The sequence below is a fragment of the Leptospira fletcheri genome (genome assembly GCF_004769195.1).
Classification (GTDB): domain Bacteria; phylum Spirochaetota; class Leptospiria; order Leptospirales; family Leptospiraceae; genus Leptospira_B; species Leptospira_B fletcheri.
Genome location: NZ_RQET01000002.1, coordinates 180,631 through 205,460, shown reverse-complemented (window position 1 = coordinate 205,460; position 24,830 = coordinate 180,631). Strand labels below are relative to the sequence as shown.

24 protein-coding genes are annotated in these 24,830 nt (G+C 48.2%); 10 read left to right on the top strand and 14 right to left on the bottom strand.

Features of this window, described 5'->3' with window-relative positions; genetic code table 11:
- Positions 1 to 9 precede the first annotated feature (9 nt).
- From EHO60_RS02980 to EHO60_RS02950, 7 genes are all read right to left on the bottom strand, one after another.
- On the bottom strand, positions 10 to 912 hold the full coding sequence (locus tag EHO60_RS02980; RefSeq protein WP_167880141.1) for a prohibitin family protein: 903 nt from the start codon (positions 910 to 912) through the stop codon (positions 10 to 12).
- A gap of 51 nt (positions 913 to 963) precedes the next feature.
- Positions 964 to 1,992 (bottom strand): DUF4384 domain-containing protein, encoded by a 1,029-nt coding sequence (locus EHO60_RS02975; RefSeq protein WP_135766688.1) that lies wholly within the window; start codon positions 1,990 to 1,992, stop codon positions 964 to 966.
- Positions 1,993 to 2,173: 181 nt separating this feature from the next.
- Complete coding sequence (locus EHO60_RS02970) at positions 2,174 to 4,045, bottom strand: alginate export family protein (protein WP_342775986.1); 1,872 nt, start codon at positions 4,043 to 4,045, stop codon at positions 2,174 to 2,176.
- A gap of 205 nt (positions 4,046 to 4,250) precedes the next feature.
- Positions 4,251 to 5,315: a sulfate/molybdate ABC transporter ATP-binding protein gene (locus EHO60_RS02965; RefSeq protein WP_135766686.1), complete on the bottom strand. Its 1,065-nt coding sequence runs from the start codon at positions 5,313 to 5,315 to the stop codon at positions 4,251 to 4,253.
- Between the two features lie 9 nt (positions 5,316 to 5,324).
- Entirely contained in the window at positions 5,325 to 6,224 is a 900-nt protein-coding gene (gene cysW / locus EHO60_RS02960) for a sulfate ABC transporter permease subunit CysW (RefSeq protein ID WP_135766685.1), read from the bottom strand.
- On the bottom strand, positions 6,221 to 7,048 hold the full coding sequence (cysT, locus tag EHO60_RS02955) for a sulfate ABC transporter permease subunit CysT (RefSeq protein ID WP_135766684.1): 828 nt from the start codon (positions 7,046 to 7,048) through the stop codon (positions 6,221 to 6,223). The genes cysW and cysT overlap by 4 nt, the downstream gene beginning before the upstream one ends.
- A gap of 107 nt (positions 7,049 to 7,155) precedes the next feature.
- On the bottom strand, positions 7,156 to 8,148 hold the full coding sequence (locus tag EHO60_RS02950) for a sulfate ABC transporter substrate-binding protein (protein WP_135766706.1): 993 nt from the start codon (positions 8,146 to 8,148) through the stop codon (positions 7,156 to 7,158).
- 238 nt (positions 8,149 to 8,386) lie between these two features.
- Here EHO60_RS02950 and EHO60_RS02945 point away from each other — a divergent pair, with 238 nt between their 5' ends.
- From EHO60_RS02945 to EHO60_RS02915, 7 genes are all read left to right on the top strand, one after another.
- Entirely contained in the window at positions 8,387 to 10,510 is a 2,124-nt protein-coding gene (locus EHO60_RS02945) for a PP2C family protein-serine/threonine phosphatase (RefSeq protein ID WP_135766683.1), read from the top strand.
- 116 nt (positions 10,511 to 10,626) lie between these two features.
- Positions 10,627 to 10,761, top strand: coding sequence for a hypothetical protein (locus EHO60_RS17305; protein WP_135766682.1), 135 nt, complete (start codon positions 10,627 to 10,629; stop codon positions 10,759 to 10,761).
- Positions 10,762 to 10,864: 103 nt separating this feature from the next.
- Positions 10,865 to 13,360: a hypothetical protein gene (locus EHO60_RS02935; protein ID WP_135766681.1), complete on the top strand. Its 2,496-nt coding sequence runs from the start codon at positions 10,865 to 10,867 to the stop codon at positions 13,358 to 13,360.
- Positions 13,345 to 14,502: a DUF445 domain-containing protein gene (locus EHO60_RS02930; RefSeq protein WP_246028109.1), complete on the top strand. Its 1,158-nt coding sequence runs from the start codon at positions 13,345 to 13,347 to the stop codon at positions 14,500 to 14,502. Before EHO60_RS02935 ends, EHO60_RS02930 begins: the two co-directional genes overlap by 16 nt.
- Positions 14,503 to 14,567: 65 nt before the next feature.
- Positions 14,568 to 14,861 (top strand): hypothetical protein, encoded by a 294-nt coding sequence (locus tag EHO60_RS02925; protein WP_135766680.1) that lies wholly within the window; start codon positions 14,568 to 14,570, stop codon positions 14,859 to 14,861.
- Positions 14,858 to 15,211: a hypothetical protein gene (locus EHO60_RS02920; protein WP_135766679.1), complete on the top strand. Its 354-nt coding sequence runs from the start codon at positions 14,858 to 14,860 to the stop codon at positions 15,209 to 15,211. The genes EHO60_RS02925 and EHO60_RS02920 overlap by 4 nt, the downstream gene beginning before the upstream one ends.
- 98 nt (positions 15,212 to 15,309) lie before the next feature.
- Positions 15,310 to 16,020 (top strand): pirin family protein, encoded by a 711-nt coding sequence (locus EHO60_RS02915; RefSeq protein WP_135766678.1) that lies wholly within the window; start codon positions 15,310 to 15,312, stop codon positions 16,018 to 16,020.
- A gap of 6 nt (positions 16,021 to 16,026) precedes the next feature.
- Here the strand turns inward: EHO60_RS02915 and EHO60_RS02910 are convergent, their stop codons facing one another.
- Together EHO60_RS02910 and EHO60_RS02905 are read right to left on the bottom strand one after the other, a co-directional pair.
- Positions 16,027 to 17,055, bottom strand: a complete 1,029-nt coding sequence (locus EHO60_RS02910; protein ID WP_135766677.1) for a S1C family serine protease — start codon at positions 17,053 to 17,055, stop codon at positions 16,027 to 16,029.
- Positions 17,056 to 17,219: 164 nt separating this feature from the next.
- Complete coding sequence (locus EHO60_RS02905; protein WP_135766676.1) at positions 17,220 to 17,534, bottom strand: putative quinol monooxygenase; 315 nt, start codon at positions 17,532 to 17,534, stop codon at positions 17,220 to 17,222.
- Between the two features lie 84 nt (positions 17,535 to 17,618).
- On the opposite strand from EHO60_RS02905, the gene EHO60_RS02900 reads away from it, so the two are divergent.
- The gene (locus EHO60_RS02900; RefSeq protein WP_246028108.1) at positions 17,619 to 18,536 is read left to right on the top strand and encodes an NAD(P)H-dependent flavin oxidoreductase; all 918 of its coding nucleotides are present in this window, start codon (positions 17,619 to 17,621) and stop codon (positions 18,534 to 18,536) included.
- A 46-nt stretch (positions 18,537 to 18,582) separates the two neighbouring features.
- Here the strand turns inward: EHO60_RS02900 and EHO60_RS02895 are convergent, their stop codons facing one another.
- Positions 18,583 to 19,074, bottom strand: a complete 492-nt coding sequence (locus tag EHO60_RS02895; protein WP_135766674.1) for a hypothetical protein — start codon at positions 19,072 to 19,074, stop codon at positions 18,583 to 18,585.
- Positions 19,075 to 19,194: 120 nt separating this feature from the next.
- On the opposite strand from EHO60_RS02895, the gene EHO60_RS02890 reads away from it, so the two are divergent.
- Complete coding sequence (locus EHO60_RS02890; protein WP_135766673.1) at positions 19,195 to 19,767, top strand: TetR/AcrR family transcriptional regulator; 573 nt, start codon at positions 19,195 to 19,197, stop codon at positions 19,765 to 19,767.
- 8 nt (positions 19,768 to 19,775) lie between these two features.
- Positions 19,776 to 20,249 (top strand): PaaI family thioesterase, encoded by a 474-nt coding sequence (locus EHO60_RS02885; RefSeq protein WP_135766672.1) that lies wholly within the window; start codon positions 19,776 to 19,778, stop codon positions 20,247 to 20,249.
- Positions 20,250 to 20,285: 36 nt separating this feature from the next.
- Here EHO60_RS02885 and EHO60_RS02880 read toward each other — a convergent pair whose 3' ends face one another.
- The 4 genes from EHO60_RS02880 to EHO60_RS02865 form a co-directional block, all read right to left on the bottom strand.
- Positions 20,286 to 20,552, bottom strand: a complete 267-nt coding sequence (locus EHO60_RS02880; RefSeq protein ID WP_246028107.1) for a hypothetical protein — start codon at positions 20,550 to 20,552, stop codon at positions 20,286 to 20,288.
- A 107-nt stretch (positions 20,553 to 20,659) separates the two neighbouring features.
- Entirely contained in the window at positions 20,660 to 21,256 is a 597-nt protein-coding gene (locus EHO60_RS02875) for an MXAN_6521/LA_1396 family lipoprotein (RefSeq protein WP_135766670.1), read from the bottom strand.
- On the bottom strand, positions 21,253 to 24,168 hold the full coding sequence (locus tag EHO60_RS02870; RefSeq protein ID WP_135766669.1) for an efflux RND transporter permease subunit: 2,916 nt from the start codon (positions 24,166 to 24,168) through the stop codon (positions 21,253 to 21,255). The genes EHO60_RS02875 and EHO60_RS02870 overlap by 4 nt, the downstream gene beginning before the upstream one ends.
- Entirely contained in the window at positions 24,168 to 24,752 is a 585-nt protein-coding gene (locus EHO60_RS02865) for an ABC transporter substrate-binding protein (RefSeq protein WP_135766668.1), read from the bottom strand. The genes EHO60_RS02870 and EHO60_RS02865 overlap by 1 nt, the downstream gene beginning before the upstream one ends.
- Between the last annotated feature and the right edge of the window lie 78 nt (positions 24,753 to 24,830).

Sequence of the window (24,830 nt, the reverse complement as noted above, 5' to 3'; positions counted from 1 at the left end):
GATCCTTCCCTAATTTCCGTCGTCGGAATCTTGATTGGCGTTAGAAGGCTTGGAAAGCACGGACGAAACCCCCGTTTTTGCGGGTTGGTGAGTATTGGTAGGTTCCGAAACGTTCATTCTGACCGTAACCGGCAGACCGTTCGGTCCTACGGGAACGAAAATCAATTTGTTTTGAGGGCTATCGTACGCTTTGTACTGTATGTACTTCGCGGAAAGGGAATCGTTTACGATCTTAATGGCGTCCGCTTCGGCTTTGGCTTTAATCGTCACGATTTCCGCGTCTCGTTGGGCGTTCATTCTTGCGATCTCGTTGTCTTTTTTCTGGATCGCTATCTCGAATTTCATCGTTTCGAGTTCTTGTTCTTTGGTGAGTTTTTTCTGGATCGCTTCCATTACCTGACGACTGAACGAAATATCGTCTATATTCACGTTGCCGATCTCTATATGTCTCGCGGATAGCTTATCCTCCATCATCGTTTTTATTTCCTTTACGATCTGCTGGTTGTTTTTGGAGATCTGTATCATCGGATAGTTCGTAAAAGCGTTCCTGACGCTGGTTCTGAAGTCTTGGCGCACTACGTTCGCATAATATTGCGGTCCCACTTCGGTGTGGAGATTGATGATCTGACTTTGGATAGGACGGATCGTAATGGAGGCGATCACGTCTATCCTGAGGTCGTCCCGAGTGATTACATCTATCGTTTCCTTATAGGGTTCCCATTGGAGATTGTATACGAAGACGGTCTTAGTAGGCGAAATGGAATAGGTCCCTGCCGTGAGAATGTCCTTCTGGATCTTGTTTTCAAAAGGGGCAAAAACGATTCCTGCTTGCCCCGGAGAGATGGTAGTACAGCCTAACTGCAAAATCAAATAAGGAATCGCCAGGATGGCAATAATTAATTTCCTAAACATACTCATAATCCTCTATTCTATAATTTTATTTCATTCAATTTCCGTAATTCTTTATGGATCCGTCTGGATCGTGATTTCTGCGCTGTTCCATTCTTCTTCGCGTATTTCCGTGTTTATTTTTTTGATTCCTCTCGCTACTACGTCGAAAGGATTTGCTATACGCCCGAAGGGAGTACCGGGTACCGGGATCGCGCTGAATAGATCCAGATTCTTTTTGGAGGCTATGGCCTTGATCATGTCCCGTCCGAAAGGTTCTCCGGCCGCAAGAATATATCCGGACTTACCGTCGGGAATCTGGATCGTAGATCCTGCCTTCGCGAAATTGGAAGGGGAGCTGTCGTTCGGGAAGAGAAGAATGGTATCTCCGTCGCTTTGCAATAGAATGAGATAGAGATAACAATCCTCCGAGACCCTTACCTGGAAATTCACGGGTTCGTTGTTTTTATAGGTCTTTTGGGACGAGGTAAGAGTGACCTTTAAGGAAGAAACCGTGGGCTTGAGTCCGCTTAAATTCCTCAGGAGAAGGTTTTGTGAGAGGTATTGGACCAGCTCCTGAAAGACCCTACCGGATCCGTTTTCGGAAAAGGAACGGTTGAAATCCACTTTAGAGGTTTGTACATCCAAAAGTTCGAGCGCCCATTTCTTGCCGGACTCCCGGATCTGAATCAACTTTTGTGCAGATAATAGTTTGCCGATCTTAGGGGCGTTTTCCGCGGTCGCCAAGCCCTGCATGCTAAGAGTGATTTCGTTTAACGCATCCGCCGTCTTCTTACGATCGATCACCACGATTTTCCCGGATTCCAAAAGCGCCCCTTTCAGGTCCTCCTCGAAGGGGACGGCTCTTTCCGAAGATTCTAAAATCGCGACCCTGTATTTGTCCAATAAGTCCGTTCCGGAATTCGTCTGGTAATTTTCCGCAGGACGAGCGGGAGAAGGATCCGTAATCGAAGAGGACGGGGTGGCGCAGGAAAAAAGGAGAACGCATGCAAGAAGGAAACCCTTCCTTTGGAAGGAATCGTAAGAAGCGTATTCGATCTTTCCGGGGTAAAACCGAATCTCGTGCGAGAGCCTTCCTTTCATCCGATGCTCCTTCCTTCGGGCAAAACCCCGTTTTTGGAATCTATCTGACATTAAGACCTGTCGGCACATGCATTTCTTCCATTTTTGTAAAAAAATTATCTTTTTGCCGGGATCGTCGAGAAAGAAAAACTACGTTTTTCGAACAGGACCCGTTCCGCAGGTAGGAACGGGATTTTTGGAATCAGATCGCGAATACTGTCTGTAGAAAGAAATAGGAGGCGTCCGGCTTTCCGGTATATGTACTGGGAGTATTGGAAGTAGGTACGGTCACGTGGGCGTTCCGGATCGAATCTCCGGCCCTTAAGAATGCGATGCCTCCCCAAATGGAGACATTCTCCCAAGGAGTCACCATATAAATGAAATCCACCTCGGTTCCGATTTTCTTTCCCAGATGCTGTGAATTCGCATTATATTGTTGGTTATTGGAAAAGTCCTCGGTACTTCCCGCGAGACCGCCGGTGACGATTCCGTTATTATTATAATAAGCGTCCTGCAATTTCGCCTTATAATAGAAATGCGGATTGAAGATGAACGTGCCCCATTTTCCCGAGGTCCATTTTATGTGAACGGAATAATCCTTCGCATTCTGCCAAAAGAAAGTTCCCGCAATTCCGTTTCCGCTATAAGGGATAAAACCGCTTGCGATCCGTCTCGTCGGAAAAGGGGCGTTCCAAGTGCTTACGGAAGAATCGCTTCTGTTCGGATCTCCGGAGGCATAAACGTATTGAAGACCGATTCTGAGATTCTTACTCGGATGGACTCCCACCTGTAAGGTCAGAAAATGCGAGGCGTACTTCTGGTTTTCGTTTTCGATCAAAAGATTTTTGTTGTTAAACGCATTGATTGCTCCGGTGCCTGTAGTTGGATCCGTCGCGTTTTGCAGCCAGCTCGTTCCGACTCTGAGTCCGTTATAGCCTCCTTGCCAAGCGGCTTCTACGGTCCAGTCGAAAGGAACTCCTTCCGGAAGAGAATTGTTTTCCGTCCGATTCGTTAGCCTGAAACCGTACGTATTCTGTTGGTCCGTCGGCTTGGTCACGACCGTACTATTGTTCGCGGGGTTGTATCTCCGTATTACCGTGAAATCGTAGATATCCAAAGCCAACCAACTTGCAAATTTCGTAAAATTATTCGCTCCGACTAGATAGGAGTTGGGAAGAGTCGTATTCGCGCTGACCAATCCGGAGGAATTGTATTGAGAGGTGACTACGGTTCCGAACGTGTCTAGGGTGTTGTTTCCGGATTTGGCCGTAAAACGTAATCCGTCGCTGGAATTTCCGATCTGATTGTCGTTTGCCGCGCCCAGGATTCTTCCGTCTCCGAAGTCGATGATTTGCCTTCCTAATCTGAGTCTAAGGGATTGGTCCGGCGTACGTAGATCGAAGAACGCCTCCCGAAAGGAAGTCGTATTCAATACGGGAACCTGGTTTTGACTCGTCTTAGTGGTATCATAAATCACTCCTCCGTTCGTGCCTAGTTCGAATCGGGAGGTTCCTGTGTATGCGGGGGATTGTTCTCCACCCCAGATACGGGAGTCCTGCAATGTGGCTTTGAAAAGAACATAAGGATTGATGTCGGCGATCAGATAAAACTGGGTCAATCCGGTGAGTACGTTGGAATTGTCCGCAGTAGTCTTATTGAAGTCCGTATTATTGACGGATTCGTACCGAGGACGGACTAAAAATCCCACTCGGAACCTGTCCTGAAACCAGAGATCCGAGTTGGAACGGATGACCTTGTTCTGTTCGGGAGTGACCTGCAAACTTCTTAAGTATTCTCCCGGTGTATTTCCTATAAGAGGGCTCTTGTAAATTTCCTTTTCTTTCTTCTGCGGAGCCGAACCGGTTTCGTTCGTATCCGTCTTTTCCGAGACGCTTGGGGGATTTTTAGAAGAATCCTTAGGCTCTATCTTGTCGGAACCGGCGGGGAGAGATTGGTTTTGCCCGAATTCCGGGGCTTTGCTTTCGTTCCCGGGAGGAGATTCTAAGGGAGCAGCTTTGACCCAGATTGGTGCGGACAGGGTGGCAATTCCAAGAGCCACGCGCACGATTTTCATCCTGATTTTCGTCATTTTATTGCCTCTTTTATTCGTTATTACAGATTTAAGGGGTATCTGGAGTCAATTAGTTTATTATATGGGATATAAATATGTTATAGCAAATAAAATCCGTTATAAGAGAGGGTGGGAGGGGTGAAATAGAAGGGCCCAACCAGCAAGGCGGGATTGTTTTCAAAGAGAAGTGGGAGAAAGGGATCTCGTTTTAGATCGAAAAATCTTCTACATATACTTTCGCGTGTCGAATCCGAAGGTACACGGTTTCACCGGGCAAGAGATTCAACTCACGGAAAGTGGTTTGGTCGATTAAGGATTCGATCAGGGAACCGGAATCCAATCGTTTCAATTCGATTCGAACATTTCTTCCGGTGGAATGGATGTACTGGATCTCCGCCGGAATTCCATTCTCTGCGGTTCTTAAAATTTCGACATCATAGGGTCTTACGTAGGCGACGGCTTCCGCATCCTGTACTTGGGAATGCTCAGGGGAATCCACGTGCTGGTCTCCGATTCTTGCCACGCCTCCTTGCACTCTGCCGTGAAATAGATTCACGTCTCCGAGAAAATGGAACACGAATGGGTTCTTGGGTTTGTTGTAGACTTCGTCGGGACTCCCGATCTGTTCTACCTGTCCCGCGCGAAGGATGACGACGGAATCGCTGACTTCCAAGGCTTCTTCTTGGTCATGGGTAACGAATACGCTGGTGATATGGATTTCGTCGTGCAGTCTTCGGAGCCAGGTTCGGAGTTCCTTCCTTACTTTCGCATCTAGAGCTCCGAACGGCTCGTCCAAAAGCAGGTATTTGGGTTCTATGGCCAGAGCTCTCGCCAAAGCGACTCTCTGCCTCTGTCCTCCGGAAAGTTCCGAAGGAACCCGGTCGTGGAAATTTTCCAATTGTACCAACTTTAAAAGTCGGAAGACACGCTCGCGGATTTCATCCTTGGACGGTCTGGTGGCACGGGGCCGGACTTTCAAACCGAAGGCGATGTTTTCGAAAATCGTCATGTGTCTAAACAACGCGTAATGTTGGAATACGAAACCGACTCCTCTCTCCTTGGAGTCTTTTTTCCCCGTTTTTTCCCCGTTGAAATAAACTTCCCCAAGGTCCGCGACTTCCAAGCCTGCGATGATACGTAGGAGAGTTGTCTTGCCGCTCCCGGAAGGGCCCAATAACGCGACCAGATTTCCGTCAGGAATCGTAAGGTTGATGTCTTTTAACGCCTGAAATTCTCCGAATTGTTTGCTTACGTTTTTGATTTCTATAGACATGGTTCTCTCCTAAGGTTTTCCGGTTTTGCCCGCTCCCTGTCCGACAGGAAGAGAAGTTTCGGAGGATTCCTTGTTGTCCTCGTCGGGAGGAGCTTCCTTCTCCGCGTTTTTCAGATTCTTTTCCAGGGCTGTTTTGACCAATAGAGTCATGAGGGAAAGAAACACGAGAAGGGATGCGGCCGAAAAAGCTCCGACCGAATTGTATTCATTGTAAAGCATTTCGATCTGCAAAGGAAGGGTGTTCGTTTTTCCCCGGATATGTCCGGAAAGGACGGAGACGGCTCCGAATTCCCCCATGGCTCTCGCGTTGCAAAGTATAATTCCGTACAGTAATCCCCATTTGATGTTCGGAACGATGATCCTTAGAAATAATCTAGGAAAGGAGGCGCCCAAGAGGATTCCGGCTTCTTCTTCCTCTTTTCCCTGGGTCTGCATCAAAGGAATCAATTCTCTTGCCACGAAAGGTAAGGTGATGAAGAGGGTAGCCAACACTAGGCCTGGAGTATTGAATACGATTTTGATTCCGTACTCGCTCAGGAATTCCCCGAACCAACCTTGTCTTCCGAATAGAAGAAGAAAGATCAGTCCGGAAATCACGGGAGAGACCGCGAAAGGGGAATCGAGTATCGTCAGAAGAATGTTCTTTCCGGGAAATTCGAATCTAGAAATCAAAAACGCCGCTGCGAGTCCGAAGAACGTATTTAGCGGGACCGCGATTCCCGCCACTTTCAAGGTCATCAGTAGTGCTGAGATCGTATCCGGATCCTGCAATCCGACGAGATAGCCGTCGACTCCCTGCGAGAAGGCTTCCGCAAAAACGATGGCGATCGGAAGAAGAAGAATGAGGGCCGCCAAAAAAAATACGGTTCCGATCAACAAGACTTTCAGCCACACAGGTTCCGTTCTCATCCGAGTCTCCTCGAGGATCTACTCTGGAAGAAATTGATCGCCAGCATGATGGAAAAGGAAAGTACCAACATCAAGAGAGCGATTCCCGTTGCCTTTGCATATTCGTACTGTTCCAGTTTGGTGACGATGAGCAAAGGGAGGATTTCCGTTTTGCCCGGAAGGTTTCCCGAGATGAAGACTACGGAGCCGTATTCCCCGATTCCTCTAGCAAAAGCCATGGATGTTCCGGCGAGGAGAGAAGGCCAGATTTCGGGAAACAAAACTCGTGTAAAAGTTTGGAGGCGATTCGCCCCAAGGCAGTACGCGCTTTCCTCCAACTCTTTCGGGAGTTCCTCGAGGACAGGTTGAACGGTACGTACGACGAACGGAAAACCGATAAACACCAAGGCGATTACGATTCCGAGAGGAGTATACGCCACCTTGATTCCGAGAGGGTCCAGGTATTTTCCGATCCATCCATTGGGAGAGTAGATCGCCGTCAGTGCGATTCCTGCGACCGCAGTCGGAAGAGTAAACGGGAGATCCACCAAAGTATCCAGGATTTTTTTACCCGGAAATTCGTAACGAACCAGAACCCATGCGAATAGAAAACCTACGACCAGGTTGATCGCTGCGGCCGCTCCTCCGGCACTGAAACTTAACCATAAGGCTTTTTGAATACGATCCTCGGAAAACACTTCCAATAATCCGGACCAGCCTAGATTCGCGGATTTGAGAAACAGCGCGGATAATGGAACGATGACCAGAAAACTCAGGTAAAAGACGGTCATGCCTAAGGAAAGACCGAAGGTCGTTTTGGAATACGGGCGAAGGTTCAGTTTCAATTTTTACGTTCTCGGATTTCGGAGGTCCGCTGACGATCCTAGTCGAAAGCGGAATTTCGTCAAACGAAGAGCCGTTTTTCCGGCTCTTCGTTCGTCCTCCGAATCCCTTATTTTTTCGCCTCGGAATAGATTCCGTCGAAGATTCCTCCGTCGGCGAAATGTTTTTTATGCGCTGTCTTCCAGGAGCCTTCCAATTCTCTTACGTCGAACAACTTGACTTTCGGAAATTTGGAGGAGTTCGATTTCAGGACCGCTTCGTCTATGGGGCGGAAGAAATGTTTCGCGATCGTCTGCTGGCCTTCCTTGGTGTATAGAAACTCCAGATAGGCTTTTGCGACTTCCCAAGTCCCTTTTTTTCTAGCGACTTTTTCCACGATTGCCACGGGGGTTTCGGCCAGAATGCTCGAGGTCGGATAAATCACTTCGAATTGGGAGTTTCCTCCGTTCGCCTTTTTGGATTCGCTTAAGGCCAATTCGGCTTCGTTTTCCCAAGCGAGTAGAACGTCCCCAATTCCCCTTTGTACGAATGTGGTCGTGGATCCTCTGGCGCCCGTATCCAGAACGGAGGTGTTTCGATACAGGGCTTTGACGAATTCCTTCGCTTTTTCTTCGGATCCGTATTTTTTCTTAGCGAATCCCCAAGCGGCGAGGTAGTTCCAGCGAGCTCCTCCCGAGGTCTTCGGGTTCGGGGTGATGACTCCGACTCCGGGTTTTACCACGTCGTTCCAGTCTTTGATCCCTTTCGGGTTTCCTTTTCGGACTAGGAATACGACGGTGGAGTAATACGGTACGGAGTGATGGGGAAAAGCTTTCTCCCAATCCTTGGAGACAAGGCCTCCGTGGTCCACAATGCTATCGATATCGTAGGCGAGAGCCAAGGTAACGACGTCCGCTTCCAATCCATCGATCACGGCTCGAGCCTGTTTTCCGGAACCTCCGTGAGATTGCTGGATTTGCAGGGAGCGTCCGGTTTTCTTTTTCCACCCTTCTATGAACTGTTTGTTCACGTCCTCGTACAATTCTCTCGTGGGATCAAAGGATACGTTTAAAAGAGGCTCCTCCGCCGAGATTGGGACAAGGCTTGCTAGCACCAGGGTCATAGCAATGCATGGAGAAAAAAACCGACCAATTTTGCTGTGATTCCATCTTTTTGGGTTCATTTTCCTACCTCTTTCCGTAATAAACCGGATAAAAATCTAATTTATTGGATATTTATCTGCTATACTTTTGAGTCACTCAGAAATTGTCAATCTAGGTTTTGCGCACCTGACTTTTTTTTCGAGTTCGGAGATTGTTTTTCGATCGTAAGCGATTTGGACAAGTGATAGATAGAACTTCGTGTTTTCATTCGGAGGGAAAGGTCTATCCAGTCGGGAAAAGGGAGATTCGAAATTTGGAGTCACCATCCTTCTTCGAATCTGTTTCGTCCTGCTTTGCTTTTTCCTTTCTACAATCTCCTGCGAAGACGGGGAATCGTATCCGACATCTTTCCGTCCGTTCGCGATCCAGGGAGAAATCGATTTAAAGAATTACGATCTGGACACTCAGGATCCGATTCTGCTCGCCGGTCTCTGGAAATTCCGGTGGTTGTACTGGAAAGCGAATGGGGGCGAAGAAACCCCCGCCGAAATCCTCAATGTTCCCTCGGCTTGGAACGGCAAGAACGGAACCAGACTCGGCGCAGGCTACGGAACCTATGAGTTGGAGGTAAAGCTGGCGAGACAATATAAAGAGCTCGCTCTTCTCGTTCCGGAACAAAGTTCCGCGTATCGGTTATTTATAGACGGCGAGCCCGCAGCGGAATGCGGTGTTGTCCGATTCCCGGTGCCCGCGGATCGGACTTCTTTCGAAGTGGATCCGGCTTGGTGCAACCGATTCGTAAGATTCTTTCCCAAGTCGGATTCGTTCCACATAGAGATGATGATCGCAAATACGGATCATAGGCTCGGAGGATTTTGGGCTCCGATCCGATTGGGAGAATCCGAATCCTTGCATAAAGCTTGGGAAAACGAACGTTATTTGGACGTGTTTTTAGCGGGGGGACTTTTTTGCATCGGGATGTTGCATTTGCTTTTCGCTTCGGTGCGCAAAGGGGAATCCGCCTCGCTCTATTTCGGTTTTTTCTGTATCATCATGGCTACCAGAGGGATTTTTGCGGGGACTCGGATTGCCGCGGATTATCTACCGTTTTTAGGTTTCGGGCATTTTATAAGAATTGAATATATTACCTTCTACCTCGCGATTCCGGTTTTTTTGAGCTATATCCTCGCCGTTTTTCCTAGAGAGTTGAAGCGGATACTGGTGGATCTGATTTGGTGGATCGCAATTCTCGCGACTCTGATCGCTCTTGTCCTGCCGGTTCGTATCTTTACCTTTACGATCACCATCTATTATCTAGTGGCGTTTTTGGCCGGAACCTTGGGCTTGTATTCCCTGACGAAGGCTGCCGTACGAAAAAGACAGGGAGCGATCACGATCTTGGGTGGATTCATTTTCGTGTATGTGGCGATGGTTCACGATCTTTTTTACGCGACGTTTTTTTTGGATACCGGATATTTCGCGCATGTAGGCTCCTTCGTTTTTCTACTGGCGCAATCCATATTTTTGTCCGTTCGAAGTTCAGAGAATATGGATAGAATCATGGATCTTTCCAAAAATCTGGAAAAGAGAGTGGAGGAAAGGACCAAACAACTTCGCAACGCTTTAAGGGTGATCCGGAACGATCTGACCGTGGCGAGGGAAATACAGAAGGATCTCCTTCATCTGAACGACCAAGAGCGGAAAGAATTTTCGGATCTCATATTCGACGTTTTGAATAAACCTTTGGCAGAGGTAGGGGGAGATTTTTACGATATAGTCGAGTTCCCTGACGGAAGAATCAGAGTGTTTCTCGCGGACGCCACCGGTCATGGAGTGCAGGCCGCTTTATTAACGATCCTGATCCGGAGAGCATACGAAGATCATAGGCTTGTGTCCGACTCCCCCGGGGAATTGATCTCCTCCTTGAGCACGGAGTTCCATAATAAATATAAGAACGTAGGTACGTTCTTTGCCGCCGCATCCTTGGAGATATCCTCCGATAGAAAAACTTTGGGATACTCTCTGGCCGGAGCACCGTCGATCGTATTGCAGGACGCTTCGAGAGTCAGTATTCTAGAGTGCGAGAATCCTCTGGTGGGTCTACTTCCTGATTTCGCTTATAAGAATCGAACAATCGAATTGAACTCAGAGTTCAGGATTCTCTGCTACACGGACGGTTTGACCGAAGCATCCCGAGATATGGGGGATTATTTCGGAACGGAACGCGTGGTCCGTCTTATGGAACAGGGAAAAAATACGGAATTAAACTCTTTATTGGCTACGATCTACTCCGAACTGCTTAAATTTATGGGCGGCGGGGGGCCGAAGGATGACGTTCTTTTATTGGGAATCGAATCGAAAAGGGCGCAAGTGTCCGATTGATTCATCCCCTTTTTTGGTTTAATTGTTTTGCCTTATGAAATACATGGTATAGAAGACGGCGGGGAGGGAGGATTCGTCCGACAACCCTTTCAATCGAAGCCGAGAGAGGACTCTTTATGGCATACAAGCTCGACGGGGCAAAATTTCCCACTCTGGAGGAACTCATCGCAGCGCTCTATCCCCTCTATGCGGATAAAATGAGCGAAGCGGAATTTCGGAAATACGTTCAGGAGAATGCCAAGGAGGAGTAATTCCTCCTTGGGGTCGATTTTCATATTGCGAGCCGATCGGAACTCGGGGTGATTTTCCCTAGTTTTGCTTGTCAAGTCGACCCACTTTCCGTACCTTCTCGCAATGGCTTTTCAATTTAAGAAGTGGAGACTCGCTCCGGCTTGGCGGAGACCTCTTCTCCTTCTTGCCTCCTTTCTCGTAATCATCCTGAAATTCAGATTTTTACTGACTGCCGAAGCCTTATCCGGCTGGAGTCTGCATGCGCAAACGCATCTTGCGGAAACGTATGATTCCCTTCTTTCCGGCGGAGAATCCTTGGGTTACGATACGAGGTGGTTTTCCGGGATGCCGGTTTTTTATTTCGAGCCTCCTTTCTTTTATTTCACGGTCGCTCTTCTGCACAAGTCCCTTCTTTTTTGGGCTCCGCTTACCCTTTCGTTCAACGTGGGTATCCTGCTTTCCGTCCTTCTATTCACTTATGCTTTCATTAAATTCAGTCTTTTGTTATTAAGCGAAACCAATCATAAGGCAAATACGGTGATGCTGGCCATGTCCGGACTCCTGTTTTTCTTTCTTTGTTCGGGGGAGGAGCCTTTCGGACTTTCTCTCGTCGGCCTGTTTAGCGGAACGGTAACCGGATTTTTCGGTCTGAGTTGGAGTTTATTAGGATTTTATTATCTTGAGAAATATAGGACGACGGGAAAAATCTCTGCGCTTTCCAAATATGTGGTCGTAAGCGCCTGCGTTTTTTATTCGGATTTTCCCTCTTCCCTTTTTTACGTCGTTTCTCTATTGATCTATTTCCTTTTTCTAGGCGAGGAATTGGGAAAACGAGCCTTTGCCCTGGCGTTTTTTATTCCCATACTGATCGCGACTCCGGTATGGTGGAATTTTCTGAAATACTCCTCCTATCGGGCCGAGACGTTTCCGATGGAAGCGAATCCGGGGCTGATCTCCATCCTCGGTCCGGGAGCTCTCGCACCGATTTGGGAAGGCAAGGGAATTTTGGCCTTTCTCTCGAATTTCCTCCTCGGGCTGTACTGGATCCAGGCGGTGTTCCCTGTGTTATTTCTCCTCGGGATTCGTTCCATTTTAAGGAGGAAGATTTTTCCCCCCGCTTCCAGGTTCGTTTTTTTTGCGAGTTTGATTTTTTACTGGATGGGAGTGGATACTTCGCCCGGTAAATTTTTTCCCGGCATAGGCTTTCCCTGGTATCGGGCTTTGGATCTTTCCCTGCTCTTTTTGACGTTATCCGCTCTGGAAACCGCAGTTCATTTGCTGAAGAATTTCAAATACAAACTCTTGGCGCAATATTCCATCAGCGGTCTATTGTTCTTTGCGCTGCTCCGTTTTTTTCTCTGGCATCCCGAATTGGAATGGAAAGAGAATTCCGCTTTTTTAAAGGAAAGTTTATCCGCTCTCGAAATGCAGGAAGTGGAAAAGTCTCTTTCCGAACTGCCTAAGAATTCCAAAATATTTCCGGAGACGGATTCCCGCAAAAAATGGGGGGACAGCCCTTTTACTTTAGGACTTCTGATCCGCAGGGCGGGCCATAGGAATCTGATCGGAATGGAAGCGGAGGCTTCCTTGACTTCCCTCGCCGTCCAACCCTACCTGAGTCGATACCTTCCTTGGACAGCTTGGAAAAAGGAAGGAGTCTACGAGGAAGAGCTTTCTCCCGAGGAGGCAGGAAAAGGTTTACATCGTTATCTGCAATCCACCGGGACCTCCTATATTTTAGGGTCGACGAAGAAACTTTATAAAATCCTAAAGTCAAATCCCGATAAGTTCTCATTGGTGGACGGGTGGGTGAATTCCGAAGGGATCCAACCCTTGGCCACTCCGGAACACGCAAACGCCCGATACGAGAAGGAAACCGAAGATAAGAGCTCGTTGTATCTGTTTTCCGTAAAGGACTCGGGCACGGACCTTTCCCGCTTGAGGGAAAAAGCTTGGGGAGTCGCGGATTACAAAGAATTGAGCGGCGGAAAAGGATTGCGGCCGAAGCGTTTTCTCCACAGTACGAACGAAGCGATTTTATACGAAGGCTTGGATCCGAGCATCGTATTTGCGAGGATCGGAAAGAACGAGATAGAGGCCGCGGGGACCGATTTGAACAAATGGTTCAAGGGAATTTTGGTAATCAATACCCCGCCGAACAAAGAGGATTGGAAAACCGCAATCCGGGAAAAATACGGAAATCTTCCTTTTATGGACCGATCCGAGTTTTTGGGCCTTTTCTTTCCCGTCCCCGGGAAGCTTTTACAGGAATCCGTCTCGTTACCCGAATGGCCGGTATCGTCTAAAATTCTCTCGGACGAAAGGATCATTTCCGAAGAAGATCCGTATCCTGCCGCGAACCTGAAGGGCAAGATAGAAACATCTTCACCTAAGTATTGTTATCTGGTTCGCAGGAGTTTTTTCCCGAAATGGGAGGATGTGAACGGAGGAATCCTATTCCAAACCCAAAGGAACGAAATCCTTCTCTGCTCTAAAGAGGGTCATTTCGATCTGAAGTTTTCCAAGGGAAATTCGATTTGGCTTACCTGCATTATGTACCTTCTTCCCTTATTATTTATCTTGGCTTCGCTAGTAAAAGGAAGGTGGTTCTTTCGTTGAGCCGGGATATGAGCGCGGGAACGAGAGACAGGCCTTACGCGAGACTCCAGCTATTTTCCAATTTTCTTTTGCTTCTCTTCGGAGGGCTTCTTTTTTGGGGGTTCTTAGGAAAATGGGATCGGTTCCCTTGGGGAGGCGTCCTCCTACATGGATTGGAAGGAGGTTTGGTGGGAGCCGTCTGCGATTGGTTTGCCGTATGGAAAACGTACCGGGCGGTGGAAACAGAGAGCGAGACCATCGCGGAGGAGATCGGAAAATGGGTTTCTTCCGATCTGGTGAACGAGGAAAAATTGCGGGAGTATATGGACCGCATTTTGGACGATCCGGAGCAGATCGCAGCCCTTTCCGAGTTGCTTGAAGAAAATCTAGGCGGACCCGAAAGGATCAGTAAGGCTTTGGATCTGGTTTGGGAAAAGGTGGAAGAGGATATCGTACGATATCTAACGAATTTCCGCTTTTCCGGAGCCGATCAGGAAATCCTAAAAGATTTGAGTAGAAGAAAGGAGATCCTGGGAACCGTCCGTTTCTTAGTCGGAGAAGCACTGGTCAAGGCCGCAGACCAGGACGATTTTAAGGACCGAATCGATCGGATCACACGCAGTCTTTCTTTTTTGGCCAAACCGTTGGTATGGTTGTTGGATCCTCAAAAAAGGGTTCGCGAATTCGGAGTCGGTTTAAAAGAGGATCAGGAATTCGACTCCGAAGAAGATACGGTTTTATTCGAAATTTTTTCCCTGTTTTCCGACTGTGCGGATTTGTACATAGGTTCCTGGAACGAACTTCCCGAATCCAAAAAAGAAGAAGCGGTGCGTTCCTTGACGGATTTCGGAAAGGACCAACTCAACCGTATGTTGACGGATCTAATCGCTCTCCATGTAAAAGACATTCAAAAAATGGAAAATTTAAGGGAATACGGACCGATTCGTTCCATATTGGAATTTTTGAGAGAGAAGACGAATGCGAGCGTCTCCAGATACCTGGGCGAGCAGGTGGCGAGAGGGTTGAAGCGTCTGGAACCTAGACAATTCAGGATCAATCTCGAGGCGAAAACGAGAAGAGTTCTCGAGAAAATACGGATCAACGGTAGTCTATTGGGATTCGTTTCCGGCTGCGGTATCGGACTTTTGGATTTCCTGTTTTAGATACGCGAAGTTTCCCTCAGAAATTTCTTGCAAAAGCCTTCCGTTTGGGATTCTATCATTTCCGTATGTGGGGAAGGGGTTTCGCTTTCATCCTATTTTTATTCCTGGGAGATTGTTATACCTCTACCTTATTTTATTTCGATAATATAAGAATGAAGGAAGTTCCTCCCGAGGTGAGGAGCGGTCTGTACAAACAAGAGGAATCGGATTGTAAGGAAAATCTAGAAGCCATATTGGAAAGGATTCGAAAGAAGAGCCCGAACGCGACCAACGTAAGGGATCTGGAGATCTTTAAGACCGATTTGGGTTTCGGAAATCACTGCCTTAGGGTCCGGTACGGATTGGAGATCTCGAGATGAGAAAACGTCCGATCATTTTCCCCTTTTTTTTCGTTCCTTTTCTTTTCTGTCTAAGCTGTGCCGGTCCGGAAAAACTCTTTTTTCAGATCGATCGGTTTCGTCCGGTACTGGAAAAGCAATCCTTATCGGAATCTAGGGTGGAGGGAGAGGATTGCGTGGGATGGTTTTTCCCGATCTATTTCGGCACCTTCGAACCGGATCTGCAAACCGCGTACGACAATGCGATCGCAAAGTCTCCTCCCGGTACGGAGTCCTTGGCGAACGGAGAAGTGTTTACGAAATATTTTTTTCTTCCTCCTCTTATCTACATTCGCTGCATTGTTATCCTGGGGACTCCGGTAAGGGAATAGGTTTGATTTTTTTGCACTCTAATACTTTATTATTGAACCATCTATTTTAGAATTCGTCTAAATACTATCCCGGAAAAAAACGGGAAAAGGAGGATTTCATGGAAGCAGTGTTGCATAAGTCGGAAACTAGGGGAAAGGTTGATTACGGCTGGCTGAAATCCAAGCACACGTTCAGCTTCGGTTCTTATACGGACGAATCCAGGATCCATTTCGGAGCCTTACGTGTGTTAAACGATGATACGATCGCTGGAGGTACGGGATTTCCGATGCATCCTCACCAGGATATGGAGATCATCACCATTCCGCTGGAAGGCGCGGTGGAACACAAGGACAGTATCGGAACGAATGGAGTGATCCGTGCCGGAGAAGTACAAGTCATGTCTGCGGGAACCGGGATATTGCATTCTGAATTCAATCATTCCGCCTCCGAGCCCTTGAGCTTGCTTCAGATTTGGGTGATTCCGGAAAAAAGATCCGTTTCTCCTAGATACGCCCAAAAAACGTATTCCGTCGAAGAGAGGAAAAACCGTTTTCAAGTCGTGGTTTCTCCCGATCAGAATTCGGAATCGCTCTGGATCCACCAAAACGCTTGGTTTTCCCTGGGAAATTTGGACGCAGGAGTCCGGTTGGAATACCAACGTAAGAATCAAAAGGGCGGGGTGTACGCATTCCTGATCGGCGGAAAAGTGCAGATCAACGGAGTGGAACTCCTCCCTCGAGACGGGGCAGGTTTTTCTCTAGACGACGTATTGGAAGTGAAGGCCCTGGAAGATTCAGAACTTCTCCTCATGGACGTTCCGGAACTTTAAAAAAACCTATTTTAGTTCTCTGGGTTCCACAAAAAAGGTTCTCAGAGAACTGTCGCGTATCAATCGGACGGTTAGTTTTCTACCTATGCTGGATTCGTCCAAGACCTTATGGAGATCATCCACTCCTAGAATTTCCCGATCCGATAAATAGATAACGAGATCTCCGTTCCGAATGCCGGAGCGATCCGCCGGGGAACCGGGTTCCACGCTCTGCACTAGGACTCCGCTTTCCTGACGTAGGCGATTCAGACTTCGAATTGCGGAGGGAACCGTTTGGTTCTGCCCTCCGATTCCTAGATATCCTCTCTTTACGCTTCCGTGGGTGATCAATCTGGTGATCACGTATTCCGCCGTGCTGGAACCCACCGCAAAGCAGATCCCTTGAGCCGGGAGGATGATTGCAGTATTGATACCCACGATTCTTCCTAAGGAATCGACCAAGGGGCCTCCGGAATTTCCGGGATTCAAAGCCGCATCCGTCTGGATGACGTTATCGATGAGCCTTCCCGTTCGAGAGCGGAGAGTTCTTCCTAGGGCGCTGACCACACCTGCGGTCACTGTGGATTCGAACCCGTACGGATTGCCGATGGCGATGACGAGTTGTCCCACTTTCAATTTTCCTGAATCGGCGAATCCAGCATGACCGTATCCGTTTCCTCGGATCCTGAGTACGGCGACATCCGTAAAGGGATCGTCCCCTACGAGTTCCGCTTCCGTAGAGGATCCGTCGGAAAGTCGGACCCGGATTTTGGATGCTCCGTGAATGACGTGACTATTGGTTGCGATGAATCCGTCCGGAGTCAGTAGGAATCCGGAGCCGCTTCCAGCCTGTCCTCCGGAGGAAGATTCCACTTGCAAATGCACCACTGCGGGACCCACTCGATCCACCGCCTTGATTACGGAATTGGAATATGCATCCAAAAGTTCCGATTCGTCTCCGACGGAGCGGGAATCCCCGGCCGGTATGGGGGAGGATTTGCGGGAGAGCGCCGGATCGTTTTTGTTGTAAATGTCGGAATTTGCGAACTGAACCATACTAATTCTTGGACCTAGGAAAGTTCGAAATGAGAGAAAAAACGTAACATATATAGTTACAGTTTTGCGATTTCGGAAGTTTTCCTCGGTCCGAACTTATTCTAGTAAGGCCCCTTGGCGACCGGAGAAGTGTACGAAAAAAAATCGGCTAGGATCGAACGTATTTACGATTTCTTCCAATCCGCAGCAGGAGGGAAGACGGGTTTGTACGGGACCGTGGTGGTTCCTTGGGAAAACATTTCCGGTACGGCACGTCTCCAATTCAGAAAGTGGGGGGTTTCTAAATGGGCCTTCCGAGCAGATTCGTTTTCGTAAGCTTCGATCAATAAAAATCTACCGTCATCTCCGTCGTTTTGCAGAAAGTCGAATCTGTGCACTCCGATTTCTTTCAGAGATTCTGCTGCCAGTTCCGTGCTGATTTCCCGGAACTCGTCGATTTTTTCGGGAAGGATTTTATAGGAAGAGACGGTTACGATCATATCGAACCCAGAGTAACATTCGATTTCCGGACTGCGAGAAAAAAAAGATGGATTCAGCAGCACGGCATGGAAAGCATCTCTTCTATGAAAATACGTACTCCCATCACAGATATGCTTCGGATCGACTTGCCGATCATCGGAGCACCCATGTTTTTGGTCTCTTATCCCGATTTGGTCGTAGCCGTTTCGGAAGCGGGAGGAATGGGAACTTTCCCTTCCCAAAATTACAGGACGATAGAAGAGTTAAGAAGGGGATTGGAAGAAATCCGTTCTAGAACTAAAAAACCTATCGGTGTTAACTTGATTCTTCATAAGGACCACAATCCGAATTGGGCCAAACATTTCGAACTTTTGCTGGAGTTCAAAGTGGAATTGATCATTACGAGCTTGGGAAGCCCGAGAAGCATCGTGGGGGAAGCTAAGTCTGTAGGTACGAAAGTGTTCTGCGACGTGACGACTCTGAAACACGCGAACATCGTAGCCAAGTCGGGAGCCGATGCATTGGTGGCCGTAGCGCAGGGAGCGGGAGGTCATGCAGGAGCGATTTCTCCTTTTAGTCTGATTCCGTACCTGAAAAAGGAAGTCGGTCTTCCCGTTCTTGCCGCCGGGGCGATCAGTGGCGGCCAGCAAATGGCGGCTGCACTTTCCCTAGGTGCGGATGCGGTCTATATCGGAACCCGTTTGATCGCCTCTCAAGAAGCCGCCGCTTCCGAGGAATACAAGCAAATGATCGTGGACTCTCCTCCGGAGGAGATCGTTTATACAGAAAAGATCTCGGGAATCCCCGCCAATTGGTTGAAGCGGTCGGTGGAAAAGGCGGGAGACGATTTTCATGCGAACCGTTCCATGAGTATAGACCAGGAATTCAAGAGATGGAAGGACATCTGGTCTGCAGGTCAAGGAGTGGCCCAGATCGACTCCGTGCTTCCCGCGGGTGAAATCGTCCGGAATATGGCGAGAGAATACGGAGAAATCCTCGGGGCATTGCCTAAGGTTCAGTGACGGGTCGACATCCGTAGAGCGACCCGTTTCTGAGTACTCGTATTTCTTATTCGGTCTTACCGGTATCCCGTTTGCGCAAGAGTAAACGGAATACCGTAATATGAATCACCACCAGCAAAGGCGCATACGCGGTGAAAATAACGAACATCAACCCGACATGAGCGGCTATATGTAGAGTTAAGGCCTGGACGGCAGCATAGAGTAGGTCGACGAAGCCTTCGATATTAAAGATCCAAACCGCCGGTATCGCCAGCCTCGAACCGCGCGAAAGTAGAAGATAAGAGGATAATGCCAACAAGGCGGCGACAAAATCCCCCCATACGGCGGGGAAAACGAAAGCCTGGGGCATTTCCGGACCTACCACATTCGGTATGTACATGGACATTCCTACAAAACGGAAGACATGCACGAGCAGTAAACCTTGTAGGGTTTTCGTAAAGTTTCCTTTACCTCTCGGCAAAAGGACATCCTTGACAAGTAATGTAGAAGCGATCGCTCCCATAGTCGAAGCCAAAAGAAAATAATATTTAGGTTCCATAGTCTTTGAAAGTATAGAGTACGAACGTTCGTTCGTAAATCTAAAAATGCATATCTTCCGAACGTTCGTACGGTTTTTTTCTTGTGGTTCTTTTTTGGCGGATGCAATCTTGAAAAAAAGATGGAAATCGCCGATTCCCGAAAAAAGATCCTGGCAGCTGCGGCGGACTATGCCTCCTTGCACGGACTCAACGATCTTACGATAGGCAAACTGGCGAAGTCGATCGGCATGAGTAAGGCAGGCCTGCACGGTCCTTTCGGTTCAAAAGAGGCGCTGCAAATCGAAACGATCCGATATGCAATGGGTGTTTTTAGCGAGCACGTCATTCAACCCGCTAGAAAAAAGCCGTCCGGAACGGCGAGAGCTCGGGCATTTTGCGAGTCTTGGATCCAGTATGTGGACGGGAAAGTCTTTCCCGGAGGTTGTTTTTTCGGACGGGTTTCCATGGAAGGGGATTCCCTAGGAGAAACCGTGAACGGTGAGATCCGGAGACTCTTCAATCTTTTCCGGAGATTTATGGCGGCCGAATTGAGCGAGGAACGGAAGGGCTCCAAGTCTAGCGGAGCCGAATTTGCCGATCAAGTGATCGCGCTCGTAGTGAGTTATAATTGGGCTACGCATTCGTTGAAAAACAAGGAACTTGCGTTACATGTACGTAAGTTGATTCGCGAAAAATTCGCGACGTTAAAATAGGGAGATTTATGAGCGACACGATCTGGGACGAGCACTACCGCAAACTGGAAAATATGTATCATGGAAAAGCGCCGATTAACGGTTTTTTCAAACCCACAATCAGGATCTCCCGGATGGAGGCGGAAGTGGAAATTCCGGTTCGAGAGGATTTCTTTCATGCGGCGCGGTCCGTTCATGGATCCGTTTATTTTAAGGCACTGGATGATGCGGCTTTTTTTGCGGCGAATTCGATCGTGACGGAAGTCTTTGTGCTTACGCTTACATTCCAACTCCAGCTAACTCGGGCGATCAAAGACGGATTTATGACTGCGCGGGGGAAAGTTCTACAGAATCTAGGAAACCAGATCATCGCCGAATCCGTATTATACGATTCGAGAGGCAAGGAGGCTGCTCGCGGGAGCGGAGTCTTCGTAAAGAGTAAGATGCCCTTGTCTCCCGAGATCGGTTACGTTTTGAATCGGCCGGATGAATCCGAAAGATGATTCACTCCGGCGTTTTCGTGCGCGACTTCCGTTCCGTTATTCTTTCTTGTCGGAAAAACTTACGGGAATCAGATGGAAAACTCCGAACAACAAAACTTGAACCGCATCGTTCAATCGGAATCCTCCTCTTTGCGGGGCGCGAATCGAGTAGATTCCGGTTTCCAAAACGTGTAGACCTAAAATCACCCAACCTGCAAGCACGATCCAGCCGTCGAGTTGAGGAAAAATTCGGATCGCTTGGAAGAGTACGGAAAACCAAAGAAACCAAAAAAGTCCCGTAATTACTTTAGAAACCAAGATCATTGCTGTAGAACTCCTTCTCCGGGTCATTTCCCGGAGAGTTTATACGAACGCAGAAGTGATTCAGGTCAAGAAGAAGTTTTCGGATTCATACCGAACACTATTCGAATTCAGGTTTGGGATTCTATCTCGATCTTTTCGTCCTGTTCCGCTTCGTTTAATACCGGGCCGGTAATTTCGTCGAATAGGGCTCTGAGCAAATGATAATAGGGAGCCGCCTTGGGACCGACGGACTCGCCGAATTTCTGAATATAAGTCTTTCGTAAAGACTGCTCTTCTTCTCCGGTCGTGGAATAAGAGGAGGAGGCTAAGGCTTCCCACAATACGGAATTGCCGGGGCAACTTTTCAACTGTCCTAGAGCGGAGAGTTTGATTTTAGAACCGGAGATTTCCTCGCTCATCTTGAGTAGAAAAATTCCTTGGGCCTTTCCTGGGATTTCCGTACAGGTTTCCCCCGAATTTTTAGGATTGGGATAAACGATGAATTCCCGGTGGTGGGCTAGATATTGCTCCGACATCGCTTTCGCCATTTTGGATTCCGCCGAACCCAACGTGGACTTGGGATCCATCACGACCACCAACCGTTTGAATCGAGCCAGAGATTTCGTAAGATCGGGAGACTCTTTCACGTAACTCACCGTGCAGTTGGAAACCGCTAGGAGTAAAAGAAATACTAGAGAAAGGATTCGTTTTCGGTATAGGTTCATCGGCTTTTCTTTTTTGGAGTTTTGCTCGCGGATTTTTTCTTGGCTTTGGCTTTGGAAACCGCGGGTATTTCTCCACGAGGCGCCGGTTCGACGGGAATTGGCAAGGTAGGTTCTTCTTCCTCAGATTCGAGTCCCAGAGGAACCGTTTCCGATTCTTCGGATTTACGGGAGCGATATGCGAGTTCCAGAATTGCGGGCAATAGGGTTAAGGCGATCAGCAAGCAGGCGCCGATCCCGATCGTCGCCACTTTTCCGATGGAATGCAAACCGCGTTGGTCCGCTAACAGGAGCGCACTCCATCCGACCAGGGTGGTGAGGGTGGAAGCGATGACTGCGGGACCGACCATTGCCATCGCCCTCACGATATCGTGGTCTTCCCGATAACGGTAATAGATATAGATTCCGTTCTGGATTCCGTATCCGATCACCACGGGAAATACCAAGACGTTCATGAAGTTCAACTTCAATCCTATCAAGGTCATGAAGCCTACGGTTATAAGAATTCCGAGAAGTAAGGGAATCAACGAAAGTACCGCAGGTAAGAAGGCTCTATAAAAAAGAATTAATACTACGACCACGAGGAAGAGAGTGATAAAGAAGGCGGCAAACCCTTCCTTTTGCACGATCAGGATCAGGTTCGCGAATAACATCAAGCTCCCCGCCGTACTCGTCTTGAACGTAAGGGACCTTACTTCGGATACGCTTTTGTAAGGACGGTGTTCCAAAATGGTGTCCACCGTGCCGGGTAGAATTTTGAGAGAGAGAAGTTTCTCCTTAGAATAGGAGTTCAAAGCGGAAAGAAGCTTCTTTTCTTCCGCTCTGGAATATTTCTCCTTGGCCGGATCGATGAATCCTTTTCCCGCGATTCCAGTGGAATACAGGATCGTATTCAGGTTCCTGCGGGAAATTTTCGGTACTTCCAATTGGCCGACTGCGGCAAAGAACTCCAGGAGCTTTCCTCCGTGCCATAAGGCGACTTTCGGATACAGGAAGACAAGGTGCCCTTTTTCCTTGGAGGTGGGAATTTCCGTAAATTGCGTCGAGAAATAATCCGGGACTTCCCGGTATCCATACGGCTTGACGGAAAGGAAAACCTTGGCTTTGGGAAGGTATTTTCTCTGCTCCGGTTTCAAGAAGGCAGACTTTACCGGCTTCATGTCCTTTTGGATCTGGTCCAGGATTTTACGATTGGCGCCCTGTTGTCCGTAAGGAGGAACGAAGTTCCAGAGCGAAACCACCTGGTCGACGGAACCGGATATTTTTTCCGGAACCGGATTCATATAATCGAATACTGCTTCCGATTCCTCCAGAGTATTCACTACGATCGCTTGGGGGTCGGATGAGATATCGAATCTGTCCGAAATCTCGTCGTACAGGTTGACGGATTCCTGATTTTCGACGAGCAGGTTCCGGCCGTTCACGTCGAATTCCACCTTGGGCGCGAATGCCCCTAAAACCAGTACGAAAACCAGAACCGTAGCGGCGAGTAGTCCCGGTCTGGAATAGAATTTTCTCAGGATCCCGGAAGGAGTCTGTTGCGCTTCGTTTAACAAAAACACTCGAGAGAGTCCGGGGAACCATTTTAAAAGCAGGGTGATCTGAACTGCGGTGGCGGCGTACATGGTGACCGCGATGACCAGGGTTCCGTAGGTGGCGATGATTCCGAATTCGCTAAAGCCTCTGAAATCGGAAAAGGAAAGTACGACGAAGGCCGAAGTAGTCGTTAATGCGGAGCTTAACGAGGCGACTCCTGTGTGGTAAATGGTGTCCTTAATGGAACGGACTAAATCCTGTTTCTTGGTGAATTCCTCCCGGAATCGGTAGAGGAATTGGATTCCGTAATCGATGCCGAGTCCCATCAGGATGGATCCGATAATGCTGGTGATGCTGTTCAATTCCCCGATGAAAAATCCGGTGATTCCGAACGTGATCAGGAGTCCGGAAAAAAGGGAAAAGAGGAGCATCGCTATGAACAAAGGGTTCCGGAAAAAGAGAAGCAATAGGAGAGTAATCCCCACAAACGAAGCGATTCCGATCGGTTTTAAGGCGCCGATCAGGGTTTCGTAGTCGTCCTGGTTCAGCTTGTAGGTTCCGGTGTATCCGGCGTAAATACCTTCCTTTTCCAGGCCGGAATCGGCGACGATCGACTGGATTCTTTTGTCCAGACGCTTGTCGAAATCTATGTCCACGAAAGAACCGGTAGGTTTGATCAAAAGGAGAAGCATTCCTTTGTCGGGAGATATATTATATTCGTCGAATATATCCCGCTTGGCTAGCTTCTGGTATTTGGATACGATATCCGTGAAGTCCGGGTTGTATTCCTCGTCGGTAAGTTTGATGAAGAAAGGATTCGCTCGTTCCACTTCCTCGTCGATCTTCCGTTTGACGCGTTTGCGTATTTCCGCGAGATCTTCCGTTTTGAGGAATAGGGGAAGCCTATCCTGTAGAAAAGAAACATTATAACGATAAGAGACGAAACGGACGAATTCCTTGTCCGCCAAGAAGGATTTCGCCAAAGTTTCGGAGGCCTGTTTGAGAATCCTTTCCTTCTCCTTATAATAGGAAAGATTCTTTTGTTTGACCGACTCGGCGAGATTCAGCTCTTTCTTTTGGAGTTCCTGATTTCCGTCCCGTTTAGCGCGGAAAGCTTTTGCGAGATGGTCCGTCATTCCCTTCTCGTCTTTGAATTTCAGAACAACCGTATAAAATCCGCTTCCTCCGACCATCTCTATGACTTTTCTCGTGATGATTACGGAAGGATTGTTTTGCGGAAGCAGTTCCAGGTTGTTGCTGTTTATGGAAAGACGCGTCGTATAATAGGCGGATAGTCCCAGAAGAGCAAGTAGGCAGATCGATGCGGTGACGGGACGGGTCAGAACCGCGTCCGTTGTTCGAGAAAGGAATTTTCTCATCAGCTTTTTGCCGCTTTACGAACTAAGAGGATCGTTTCTTTGACTCCGTTTTTTTTCAGGGAAGGTTCTATGTTTTTAGTACGATTGATATCCGTGGCCAACTTTCCTTCCGTTTCAAAATCCGTAATGTACCAACTTCCGTCTATCTCGGATAGGATCCATGCGAAAGCGATCTGATCGGAGCCTTTGTATAAAATGGAGGATCCGATCCGGATTTTCTTATCCTTTAGGATCGGTTTTTCATACGTGATATCGATCTTGTCGAAATACTGAACGGCGATCGGAAAGGCCTTGTTTGAGATGTATTCTCCTACGGCTTCTTCGAAGTCCTTCCTTTCTGCCGGAGTGATTTTGTGGTTTCCGACTAGCAGTTCGGAAAAACGGCCGACGTGGATGAGGGCTAATGCCTTGTCGTTTTTCTTAAAACGGATGAAGCCGACCAATTTTTTCACCGTCGATAAGGATTGTTCTTCCGGAGAAGCGGTCGGCGTTTCCGCAGAAGGAGTCTGAGGAGCTTCTTCCGAAAAAACGGAAACGTTACCGAGTAGAAGGAAAGTGACAAGAAGGATACGAATCTGTTTCACGCGATACCTGATATCGGAAAGGAATCCGAGGGTTTTTTTCCGTCCGAGAATTCGCGCGATTCCGAGCGGATCGGACGT